11 protein-coding genes are annotated in these 12,244 nt (G+C 35.8%); 3 read left to right on the top strand and 8 right to left on the bottom strand.

What is annotated here, in order from left to right; genetic code table 11:
• Window positions 1–99: 99 nt before the first annotated feature.
• The 3 genes from PI85_RS10290 (at window position 100) to PI85_RS10280 (ending at window position 3,665) form a co-directional block, all read left to right on the top strand.
• The gene (locus PI85_RS10290; protein WP_036123455.1) at window positions 100–972 is read left to right on the top strand and encodes a glycine betaine ABC transporter substrate-binding protein; all 873 of its coding nucleotides are present in this window, start codon (window positions 100–102) and stop codon (window positions 970–972) included.
• 607 nt (window positions 973–1,579) lie between these two features.
• Window positions 1,580–2,485 carry a CdaR family transcriptional regulator gene (locus PI85_RS10285; protein WP_036123453.1) on the top strand — a complete coding sequence of 302 codons (906 nt, stop codon included), beginning with the start codon at window positions 1,580–1,582 and terminating at the stop codon, window positions 2,483–2,485.
• 82 nt (window positions 2,486–2,567) lie between these two features.
• Window positions 2,568–3,665, top strand: a complete 1,098-nt coding sequence (locus tag PI85_RS10280) for an ABC transporter ATP-binding protein (RefSeq protein WP_036123450.1) — start codon at window positions 2,568–2,570, stop codon at window positions 3,663–3,665.
• Between the two features lie 294 nt (window positions 3,666–3,959).
• Here PI85_RS10280 and PI85_RS10275 read toward each other — a convergent pair whose 3' ends face one another.
• The 8 genes from PI85_RS10275 to PI85_RS10240 all read right to left on the bottom strand — a co-directional run bounded on the left by PI85_RS10275 (window position 3,960) and on the right by PI85_RS10240 (window position 12,238).
• Window positions 3,960–4,835 carry an ROK family protein gene (locus tag PI85_RS10275; RefSeq protein ID WP_036123449.1) on the bottom strand — a complete coding sequence of 292 codons (876 nt, stop codon included), beginning with the start codon at window positions 4,833–4,835 and terminating at the stop codon, window positions 3,960–3,962.
• Between the two features lie 99 nt (window positions 4,836–4,934).
• Window positions 4,935–5,951: an SIS domain-containing protein gene (locus PI85_RS10270; protein WP_235318477.1), complete on the bottom strand. Its 1,017-nt coding sequence runs from the start codon at window positions 5,949–5,951 to the stop codon at window positions 4,935–4,937.
• 10 nt (window positions 5,952–5,961) lie between these two features.
• A complete protein-coding gene (gene pfkB / locus PI85_RS10265) occupies window positions 5,962–6,900 on the bottom strand; it encodes a 1-phosphofructokinase (protein ID WP_036123447.1) in 939 nt (312 codons plus the stop codon).
• Window positions 6,897–7,739 carry a class II fructose-bisphosphate aldolase gene (locus PI85_RS10260; RefSeq protein ID WP_036123445.1) on the bottom strand — a complete coding sequence of 281 codons (843 nt, stop codon included), beginning with the start codon at window positions 7,737–7,739 and terminating at the stop codon, window positions 6,897–6,899. Before PI85_RS10260 ends, pfkB begins: the two co-directional genes overlap by 4 nt.
• Before the next feature lie 71 nt (window positions 7,740–7,810).
• Entirely contained in the window at window positions 7,811–8,542 is a 732-nt protein-coding gene (locus tag PI85_RS10255; RefSeq protein WP_036123444.1) for a GntR family transcriptional regulator, read from the bottom strand.
• Between the two features lie 69 nt (window positions 8,543–8,611).
• Window positions 8,612–9,790 carry an N-acetylglucosamine-6-phosphate deacetylase gene (gene nagA, locus PI85_RS10250; RefSeq protein ID WP_036123442.1) on the bottom strand — a complete coding sequence of 393 codons (1,179 nt, stop codon included), beginning with the start codon at window positions 9,788–9,790 and terminating at the stop codon, window positions 8,612–8,614.
• Window positions 9,787–10,455 (bottom strand): YesL family protein, encoded by a 669-nt coding sequence (locus tag PI85_RS10245; RefSeq protein ID WP_235213783.1) that lies wholly within the window; start codon window positions 10,453–10,455, stop codon window positions 9,787–9,789. The genes nagA and PI85_RS10245 overlap by 4 nt, the downstream gene beginning before the upstream one ends.
• A 172-nt stretch (window positions 10,456–10,627) precedes the next feature.
• Window positions 10,628–12,238: an extracellular solute-binding protein gene (locus PI85_RS10240; protein WP_036127643.1), complete on the bottom strand. Its 1,611-nt coding sequence runs from the start codon at window positions 12,236–12,238 to the stop codon at window positions 10,628–10,630.
• Window positions 12,239–12,244: the final 6 nt, after the last annotated feature.

The raw sequence follows: 12,244 nt of genomic DNA, 5'->3' as shown, positions 1-12,244 counted from the left end.
TTTGACAAAAGTAACAACTTCTATATAAAATTAAGTTGTTACTTGTTAATATTTATTAATTTTCACTAGGATGTAAGTAATTATTGAAAGGGGAATTTGATGAGATATTTAAAAGTATGGAAGATAGGATTTGCTTTATCATGCCTACTACTATTAGCTGCATGTGGTTCTGCTGATGCGGGTACAAAAGATAAAAAAGAAATTAACTTGGCGTATGTGGAATGGGATACAGAGGTTGCTTCTACCCATGTTATAGGACAAGTTTTAGAGAATTTAGGATATGATGTGACGCTCACACCATTAGACAATGGCATTATGTGGGAGGCACTTGCGAACGGTGAGGTTGACGGTATGGTATCTGCCTGGTTACCCCAAACACACGCTCCGCAAGTAGAGAAATACAAAGATAAAATTGAGAATTTAGGCGAAAACCTTACTGGTGCTAAAATTGGCTTAGTCGTTCCAAGTTATATGGATGTTAATTCCATTGAGGACTTAACAAATCAAGCCAATAAAACAATTACAGGTATTGAACCAGGAGCTAATATGATGGCCACAACAGAAAATGCCTATAAGGAATATCACAATCTAGAAGGCTGGAATGTACTAACCTCTTCTGCCGGTGCCATGACCGCAGCCCTTAGTCAAGCCATTTCAAATCATGAAGAAATCATCATTACAGGTTGGTCACCCCATTGGATCTTTAATGCCTACGATTTAAAATATTTAGAAGACCCAAAAGGTTTATATGGTACGGAAGAGTATATTGGTACATTTGCCCGTAAAGGATTAAAGGAAGATGCTTCCGAGGCATATGATGTCCTAAATCGTTTCCATTGGACTGCCGAAGATATTGAAAGTGTGATGTTTGATATTATGGAAGGTATGAGTGCCACGGACGCTGCAAAAAAATGGATTAACAATAATCAAGATAAAGTAGCTGAGTGGACAAAAGATGTAAAGACACCATAATTGAAAAAGATTCATTTACTAGCGATTAGTAAATGGATCTTTTTCATTAACCTTCAAACTGGAAGCCTCCTTTTAGAAGTGATCATCTTGAGGCTAGTTTTTAATTTTGCACCATGCGTTTTTCGCTCAAGATACTCCGTCACTGTATAACTCAACAAACTGGTCCTAAATCCAATAACTAATAGCCCTCAACAATAAATAGCGAATTATGGTAAGTTGATTGGAACGAAGGCGGCAACGACTCCTATTGGAAAACACAACTAAAAATTATTAGAGTTTGTCTACAACATTGAAATGTTAGATAATTTTTACATCGTTCAAACATTATTGGGATTCATCAATAATGTTAACTATTTTTGCTCGTTTTTCACCATGTGACACGAATGAAAAACTTTCTTTTCACTCATATGGGCCTCCTCGAATTATTATCTTCATATCTGTGAATTTACTTATATTTCTTAACTTTTTTAACCTCAACATTTATTATTACTAGTAATGATAGAAAATTTTAAAGCATGTTTTTGATCATCATCTTTTATGTAGCTTTTTCCCGCACAACCTTTCAGTTACATCTTTTACTATAATATCGAAAGAAAAGGAGTCTTTCATGAACTTACATCTCAAAGCATTGTTTCCTTCCTATCGTTATTTTCGTTCAAAACCAACTCAACTATCCTATAATTCTCATATTTTTTATCATCACGAAACTAAGGAATGGTTTTCTATTTCCAAGCATGAGGTTTCACAGCGGGACTACGAATGGTTGACGGTTTTTTATACTGAAGTTACCTCTCCGCTAGTTCAGGCATCAGATTTATGGTATGAATTTATTTATTCAAATGGTGACATACCATCCAAGTTAACGTTTAACAAAGCACGGGTTATTCAAATAACGTTTATTAACGAAAACCCTCCTTTAGAAGCTTTAAAAGAAGCGCTTTATAATTTTTTTCAGGAGGATACGGTGTTCCTTCAAGTTGCTAAAAATCAATTTTTACTTATTGAGCCTGAAAAGCATTCAATATGTGAAAAGGAAGATTTTATTGCCCTTATCCGTACGATTGAAGCCGATTTTTATGTTCGCATTCATTTATATTTGGGAGAATTTTATGCAATCAATCAAGATTTTTCCGTAAAATTCCAAAGGGAAGCACAATGGTTCAAGGAATGCTTACATTTAAGATTTGCTGAACCTTATTATTCATTTCAAACGATATTTCCTATTTTACTAACAGAACAATTGCCCACTTCGATTCTTACATTTATCGAGGAGCAAATTATTATACCTTTAAAATCTGACAAGGAATTACTGGAAACGGTTAAAACCTTTTGTGAATGTGGTTTCAATATTTCTTTGACATCAAAAAAATTACATATGCATCGCAATACGCTTACCTATCGATTATCCAAGTTTCAAGAAATCACCAATATTCATATCAAAAATTTAGATGGTGTCATTCTTGTTTACTTCGCTAGTTATCTTTGGTCATTTTTACAACATGCACAAAAATAATTAACTGAAAATTATGCACATTAGACATTTGTTTTCTTCATTACTTTATTTACACTGAATAAAAGGACAAAGGGGATTAAACATGGAGAAAATTGTACTTAATCATATTTATAAAATATATGATGGCGGTGTAACAGCTGTATCTGATTTTAATTTAACTGTTCAGGATCAAGAGTTTATTGTACTTGTTGGTCCTTCAGGTTGTGGAAAATCAACAACATTACGTATGATCGCTGGGTTAGAGGAAATTTCGGAAGGTGATTTTTTAATTGATAACAAGAAAATGAATGATGTGCCATCTAAGGAACGTGATATTGCGATGGTTTTTCAAAACTATGCTCTCTATCCACATATGACGGTTTATGACAACATGGCATTTGGCTTAAAGCTCCGTAAGTTTTCAAAACAACAAATTCAAGAACGTGTCCACAATGCAGCAGCCATACTTGATTTAGAAAAGTATTTAGATCGTAAGCCTAAAGCTTTATCAGGTGGTCAGAGACAACGCGTTGCCCTTGGTCGAGCAATCGTCCGAGATGCAAATATTTTCTTAATGGACGAACCATTGTCCAATTTAGATGCAAAACTACGCGTGCAAATGCGTGCAGAAATTACTAAGCTCCATCGACGATTAAAAACAACGACAATCTACGTAACACATGACCAAACTGAAGCCATGACAATGGCAACACGTCTTGTCGTCATGAAAGACGGTATTGTTCAACAAGTCGGTACTCCTGAAGAAGTATACGGTTTACCTGAAAATAAATTCGTTGGTGGTTTTATAGGCTCACCATCGATGAACTTTTTTAAAGGGATTTTCCATAAAGAAGGGATTCAAATTGGACCTTTTTCACTAACCATTCCTGCAGAAAAATCCAAACTATTATTAGAAAAAGGTTATTTACAAAAAGAGCTGATCTTGGGCATTCGTCCTGAACATATTTATGAAAATTCTTCTGTCCATTCAGAGCCGTTCCTCTCAGCTATTGAAGCAGATATCGATGTATCCGAATTAACAGGGGCTGAGCTGATGTTACATGCACAGTTAAATGGACAGCCTTATATCGCACGTGTAAACTCTGATACTAGAATAACTCAGGGTCAGGTAGCAAACCTACTATTTGATATGTCACGGGCTCATTTCTTTGACTTAGAATCAGAACAGCGTATTCGGTAGGGTAAAAGCTTTATTGAAAGGGATTCAGATAACAAGTCTGTTTCCCTTTTACAGTTCAACATTATTTTCTTTGCTATTTCGGTTCCATTTTAGAAGGCGATTAGTCTTTTTTCATTGGAACAACCACATTTGGAATTCCCTAACAGTTCACCATCCTCCGCTACCTTACGTCCATCAAGAAGTTGACGAAAAAAACCCAATTTCTCAATATAAGCAATATTAAGAAGTTGGGTCTTTGTATGCAATTATTATCGATGTAATTTTCCATTTTCCTCATCATGCCACTGTTTTTGATTACTTCAATGCTGCCCCATACAGTCCCGTCTCACCTTTATGAATACTACTCTCTATAATTTGCTCTTTCCCTTCAAAAGGAGTATTCAACAGGCGCTGCTGAATTACGTTTTTAATCAGTTTAATGATTTTCGGCTGATGATTAAAAAAGCCTCCGCCTAATACTATGCAGTGTGGATCAAGCATTAAAATCATTTGATGTAACTGTTTTTCCATGCAATAAATGATTTGCTGCAATACTTTCTCCATAATAGGGTCACCCTTGTAATAGAGCTCCATCATATCTTTTAATCGGATATTTGAATTTCCCAGTAATGTTCTTCCAAGCTTTTCTATAGCTGGCCCTGCGACACTTTCTTCTAAAGTTTCACCAGCTTGACCGACAATATTAAAACCTATTTCACCAGCTAATCCTGTTCCTCGTAAAAACTCACCATTGACAATGGTACAACAGGATATCCCTGTACTTAATGTTATATATACCATCGTTTCCTTCCGAAATCCTCTAGCATTATACTCTCCCCAAGTAGCCATATGCACATCGTTATCCATCATAATCTGTGCATGAGGAAAAAATTCAGTTAATCGTTCACAAATTGGAAAGTTACTCCACGGTATATTATTTTGGTAGACGGCTAGACCTTTTTGAACATCAACAATCCCAGGTACACCAATACATACCTTAGAAACTTCATTAAAAGAGAGCTTCTTCTCCATACAGAGTATTTCAAAGCTATCAATTAAACAATGGAATAAAGCTTCTCTTGTGGAAATATCACTTGGAACCTCTCTTTTAATTAAAATCTGCTGATATTGGTTGAATAAAGCCGTGGCTAATTTTGTTCCACCAACATCTGCTACTAAAATATGACTCATCTTTACATCACCAGTTCTCCCCACAGGATTTACTTAAATTCAAAATTATCAGAAAGTAATAAGTGGAATAATATCTATTACTTCTTGAATAGGTTTTTATTATGAAAGTTTAACGACTTGTGTTAAATTACGTGGTTTATCGGGGTTACGCCCTTTAAATATTGCATGTTGATAAGCTAAAAGTTGAAAGTAAGGGACCGCTTCAACAAGGCGATTTATATCATTTACTTCTGCTGATAGCTTAAAAATTAAATCCGCTTCTAATTCCTCTGAAGCTATACCAATAATAACAACGAAGCCTCCAAGCTTTTGAATATCCTTCACTAATGCCTGATCATATTCCTTCGTTTCATTTTGTGTAAATATAATAACAACCGTTTCTTTATCAACAATAGAAATTGGTCCATGTCGGAATTCCAGATTTGAGTAACTTTCACATTCCGTTTGGGTCATTTCTTTTAGCTTTAATGTTGCTTCTTTAGCCAGCCCATTATAAGCACCGGACCCTAAAAAGATAAAGCGTTTTTTTGAAGCATCTTCCGTCACCTGCGTTAATTGTTGTCCATTGCCTAATGCTGATTGAACAAGAGCGGGGATTTTCTCTAACTGTTCCAGTATATCCACGCGTCCACTAATTTTCGCAGCATATAATTGTAAGGCGTATAGCATATTAGAAAATGATTGTGTCATGACCACACTTTTTTCTGATATATCATTTAAAGCAATCAATTCATTTGTTAATCTAGCCATAGGTGTGTCACCATTACATGTTACTGCCATAGTACGTATATTTTTCGCATCATTCAAATGCTCTAAGGACATAATAATTTCCGAAGTTGTACCCGACCGTGAAATCCCAATAATCAGATACTTTTTATGCGTTAAAATAAATGTGTCTGTGTGTAAAAATAACTCAGATGCGGGTACAGCAATGGCAAACGCTCCAGTAACAGTTTGATAATAACGCGCTGCTGCAATCGCTAAATAATATGATGTTCCACATCCTGTGAAAATCACTACATCAACAGCTTCTTCATTGAAAGTCATTAATTGAACAATGTCTTTTGTTCTTTTTAACTTTTGTCCCTGTGCCATAATTTCATTGTAAGTGTACATAAACAAATCCCTACTTCTCTTTTATTTTAGTTATTTGTATCTCCTCTAAGAGTTTTTCCACTGTATCTCTTTGGACTTTGGCAATCTCTTTATGTGCTGCATTCGCTGAGCCACATGCAACAGCCCATTTATATGCCTCTGTATGGTCTGCACCATGTGAGAGCTTATAAATAAGTCCTCCTAAAAAGGCATCACCACTTCCTACTGTATTGACCACATTTATCCGTGGTGCATTCACTTTGTAAACCCCTGACGGATGAACAAATAGAGCGCCTTGCTCCCCCAATGAAAGGCATACATGCTCAATGCCTAATTTTTGAAATTTTATACCCGCCTGAACTAAGTCTTCATGAGTTAAAGCAGGTCTACCGATTAATTGAGTAATTTCATCCTCATTTGGCTTAATAATGAAAGGTATTGCTGTAATACCTTTTTTCAAAGCATCGCCACTTGTATCAAGTGCGACTCTAATACCTTTTTCCTTTAATAAATGGATAATCGTTGCATATGCCGTTTTTTGAATACCTTGAGGAAGGCTTCCTGACAATACAAAATACGTAGCATATTCTGCTTTAGATTCAATCCACTTTAACATATTTTTCCATTCTTGATCATGAATGGTTGGTCCCACCTCTAACAGCTCGCTCATTTCCTTCGTTTGCTGATTAATAATCGTTAAACAAATACGATTTTCTTCCTCTATTTGTATGAACTCTGTTTGGAGATTTTCTTCCTGTAAAAGCTCGACTATTTTACTGCCATTTAATCCACCAACGAAACCGCCAATATTCACTTCACCACCAAGTGATGCAATTACACGAGCTACGTTAACCCCTTTCCCACCACCTTGTTGTGATTTCTGCAATACACGATTTGTTTGACCAATCATTAAAGAGTCCAGCTCATATACTTGGTCAATGGCTGCGTTTAAGGTTAATGTAGTAATCATTTTTGTAACATCACAATCTTTTGCTCTACTAATTTAATTAAAGATTCACGTGCAGGAAGGAAATACTTTCTTGGATCATTTTCTGTTGGATGATCATTAAAATAAGCTCTTAATTCTTCAGCAAATAAGTCTTTAAGCTCGGTAGAAAAATTCACTTTTGCAATTCCATACTTCAAAGATTCACGTACATCCTCTTCTGGCACCCCAGAGGCTCCATGCATGACTAATGGAATATTAGTAGAGCTATGGATTTCTTGTAAAAGCTCAAATAGCAATTTTGGCTTTTGCTGATACTTACCGTGTGCTGTACCAAAAGCAGGGGCAAATGAATGAATTCCTGTAACTTTCACAAAATGCTCCGCTTGCTTTGGGTCAGTAAAGAATGCATTCTCTTCCTTTACGCATACACTATCCTCGACACCACCAATTGTCCCAAGCTCTGCTTCAACAGGCACATTTACCGCACTTGCAGCTTCAACTACTTTTTTTACTAATAAAATATTTTCCTCATAAGGTAAGGAAGATCCATCAATCATTACTGAGGTGTAGCCTGCTCGTAAACATTCCATAACAGTATGATAAGATTCGCCATGATCCAAATGTAATGCCACCGGTACTTTTGCCTGTTCTGCTGCTGTTTTTGCCAGTGCAATTAGATAAGGCATCTCTACATATTTATACGTGCTTGAAGTTGTTTGCAAAATTACAGGTGCTCCCACTTTTTCTGCCCCAGCAATTACAGCTTTAATTACTTCTAAATTATGTGCTCCAAAAGCACCGATTGCATAATTATTTTTATAAGCGTCTTCTAACATATCTTTAGTTGTCACTAATGGCATAATAGAATTCCTCCCTCAATGGGTTGTTGGTATAATCTAAAACAAAAATAAATGAAGCAAACGATTAGATTTTAATTTAATTCCGTATAAAAACGGCAACGATCTCCTCTTACAATTGAAATACAGAATTCCACTGGTTTTCCTGAAGTATCAAACGCAGTCCGTTCTAGCAATAAAGCTGGTTTTCCAGCATCTGTTTTCAATAAAGGTGCTTCGTCTTTATTAATAAGGACTGGTTCAAAGGCTTCTCTCGCCCTTACAACAATAATGTTAAAACGTTCGGCTAATAAGCTGTATAAAGATGAAGACGTTACTTCTCGTAAAATTTCAGTATCCTTAATAAGGTGTAAAGGTAAAAAAGATGATTCCAAAATAATAGGCTCATTATCGGCAAATCGTAAACGCTTCATTTCTACAACTTGTTCATTTTCCTCTAATGCTAAATTCGATCTAACCTTAGTTGATGGATACACCTTTTGTATTTCTAGTACTTCATCTTTTTGATTAAATCCTTTTTCTTGAATCATGCGACTAAAGCTATAAAACCCTCCAAGAGATTGTTCAAGTCTTGGCTTGGAAACAAAAGTTCCTTTTCCTTGAATACGATATAATTTATCTTCCTTTACTAATTCCTCAATTGCTTTTTTTACTGTATTTCGACTAACATGGAACATCTCCATCAATTGATTTTCCGAGTCAATTTTATCTCCTGGTTTCCATTCACCTGATTGAATTTTTCCAAATAAAATTTGTTTCAATTGATGATATAATGGGATTACACTAGATTGATCTAATAAATGCATCTTTTTTCCTTCCTTCTCTAGGTTTTGTAATCAATATACCATCTATATAATAGGATGCCTATTGATATATCAATCCTTTTCAAAGGCAAGATTCCCTAGGCAAAAAGTTTTTTCTACTTCTCCTTCTTCGTTCAGCCAAACGATATCTGCGTCTTTCCCTAGTGCAATAGACCCTTTTCGATTGTCTATGCCTAAATGCAATGCTTGATTTAAAGTAACAACACGTATTTGCTCAGCCAGTGAAAGTGTAAGCCACTCTTCTAGGTTTTTCCTTGCGGTATTCATATTTAGCACACTTCCTGCTAAGGATCCTGTTTTACGTTGAATACATTGTTTATTCATGACTTCTACCTCATTACCACCTAATTGATACAAACCATCTGGCATCCCCTTAGCACGCATACCATCTGTTATGACGAGCAAACGATTTAAGCCCATCATCTTGTAAACCATGGGTAGTAGATCTTTATGAAAATGGACATTATCTGGAATTATTTCCACATACACATCTTCGGCTAGAAGTACTGCTCCCACAACACCTGGATCACGGTGATGTAGTCCACTCATGCCATTAAATAGGTGTGTTACATGGGTAATACCAGCTTTTATTGCATGTTGTGCTGTATCATAGTCAGCGTCAGAGTGACCAATAGATGCAATAACCCCTTTACTAGTTAATTCGTGTAGTAATTCAAAACCGCTATCTTCCTCTGGTGCAAATGTAACAACACGAATTGAATGATGAGACTTATCATACAAATCATTAAATTGGTGAACATTAGGTTTTAAAATAAACGCTTCGGATTGAGCCCCTTTTTTAGCTTGACTAATAAATGGACCTTCTAAATGAATTCCTAACATCTCAGGTACTGCTGTTGGTTGGTTTTTATAATAATAGGCAAGTGCCTCAACAGCAGCTTCGATCTCAGACATAGGACCTGTCATCGTTGTAGCCAAGAAAGCAGTTACGCCCTCACTTGCTAAGTATTGGGCTATTTTCGAATAATAAATATAGTTCGCATCCATAAAATCATGACCTACAGCACCATGTATATGGATATCGATCATTCCAGGGATGATATAGCCTTTTTGCTGACAGTCTACTACATTCTCTCTTAAAGCGAATGAAGGGCAATTTGCCATTTGATCAATTACTGTAATTTTCCCTTTCGACATTTCTAGAAATCCGTTAGTAATAATTTTATTTTCCATTACGATATTCGCATTAATAATCCATTTTTTATTCATGAGGTGATCCCTCTCCCAGCAGAGTAATATGGTAGATTAGTATGTTCCTCTACGTCTCTATCATTCTTAAATATATGGGATGACATCCACGTTAAAAATAAGGCAACTAAACTAACACCGAAAAACGGTATTAAGCCTGGAAACCAGCTATATAGTTTATAAAGAATTATCAGCCCAACAATATTGCTAATCATTTGTAATGGATACGCAATACTAAATATGATGGAAGCAGCAAAGTAGCGCAATGTTGGTAAATCATAATGAGCGTATAGCTGAAATATATTCACGACAATCATACCGAACAGTATACTAATAGAAATAAACACTGTGAGTAATAGTAAGCCTAGTAAGCCATGTAACGATGAAACTATTTGAAAATTAATCGTTAAAAAGTAGCCAACACTCAGTAAGATCATACCTATTTTATTTGATGGAATAAATTCAACTTTATATGTATTCCAATAGATTTTGACTAATCGTTTTAAGCCATCTTCTCCTTGTAATCTTTTCCGTAAAGTAGTAAACATGGCAACAGTCGCTGGGGCTACTCCAAATAGCAAAAGTCCAAGTAAAGTTAAACCTGTCCATAGTAACTGTAATACTGCTAATAATGTGATCCATTCTACAAACCAGTATAGTTTACCTTTCCACCCTTCCAATTCCATGACCATTACCTCCCTACGATTCACATATTACTATCTATACATTTTTTCATTTACACTCGCTACACCCATCCATAGAAGGTTCAACAAGCGTGCGTCACATAAGCCAAGTTGAATGGTAATCTTTCAGCTTATGTGACCTTCTACTTGTTAAGTTTGAAGAAATTGAACCTCCTTATTTAGAACGGTCATATGCCCCTTGTGCTACTTCCATATAGTCTTGCAAGCCCATTTTTTCAATTGTATTCTTATAGTCATTCCATTTATCGAAGCTTTCTTTTCCTGTAATAAAGCTTGCTGTCATTTCATTTACATAGGTTTGAATGTCTGTTAAAACAGCGGACACTCGATCATTTTCTTCCACTGTGAAATTCAAGCCTGGAATAATATCTTCATCCTTCAAAGCATAAGGCATGACTTGCTTGGCATTGTTAAGAGAGTTTTCCTTAGCCTCTGCCCCTTGGAAATACTTTTGCGTTACAATCCCAGGATAATAACCACCAGGCCATGTTAAATAATCACTTATTGCTTGGTCTAAATTTTTGCCATCTGGATTATTCGTAATATTGTCGATATATTGGATTGTTCCATCCTCATTTTCTTCGTAAGTGACACCTTCAAAGCCCATAAAGAACATTTTAGCTCCCTCATCACCATATAAATGGTCAATCCAACGAACCATAGCTTCAGGATTTTTTGCTTTATCTGTTACTACAAACATCCCTAGATTCCCAAGACCATTAGACATCGCAGTGTATTGTCGATCCCCATTTGGTCCTTTTACCACTTGTGCACCCGTATAACCATCTAGTTTAAATAACTCTTTAGGATCTACTTCACTAAGCATGCCAAACGTTCCTTTAGCTGCTTCTGCTGCAAATTTTTGAGGCTCTGTCGTAAATACATCCTTATTAATTAAACCTTCTTTATAAAGCTTATTTAAATATTCAAGTAATTGTTTATATTCGTCGGTCGTTGGCACGAATCGGAATTCCTCCGTACCTTCTTTAAAATCTAAATTCAGATTCATCGTTCCTTGTTTGTTCAAGCCAAATGATCCTCTTAAGTAATTAATAATTTGATTCACACCATAACCCGTTCCCCAGCCTTGCTCATCTTGTAAACCATTACCATTCGGATCATTTTCTTTAAATGCTTTTAGTACTTTATACAAATCATCTGTTGATTCTGGTGATGGCAAGCCTAGATGATCAAGCCATTCCTGGTTAATCCACGGTGCTCCAACGCGAAGTGATGAAAATTTAGGATCATAAATTGTTGGGAAGCCATAAATATTTCCATCTGCCATCGTCACACCCTGCTCGACAGAAGGATATTCTTCTAATAGCTTTTTAAAATTGGGTGCATATTGATCGATGTATTCATTCAACGGTAAGAATACACCCTGTTGACCGTATTTGATTAAATCTGTTTTTGAAAATGCCGATGCAAAAAATATTTCTGGATAATTCCCTGAAGCTAAAAGCAAGTTCTTTTTGTCCGCTAATACCTCCGTCTGAACAGTTGTCCAATTCATATGAATATTAGACATTTTCTCGTATTCTTCCCATAACATTAGTTGATTCCAATCCTGAGATGCAAAAAACTTTGCTGCAAAACCATCTACTTCAATTTTCTCCTTTGTAATTGGCATATCGGTCGCATTCAAATTATCGATATTTTCACTTTTCACTCCACCAGTTGCTTTATCATCAGAACATGCTCCTAGCAAACTTGTAGCTAACATTAGGCTTGTTACGATACCATAAACACGCTTTTTTTTCATTTCCAC

The sequence above is a fragment of the Lysinibacillus sp. A1 genome, assembly GCF_000801965.1.
GTDB classification, from domain to species: Bacteria; Bacillota; Bacilli; order Bacillales_A; family Planococcaceae; genus Lysinibacillus; species Lysinibacillus fusiformis.
This window is presented reverse-complemented; position numbering and strand designations above follow the sequence as displayed.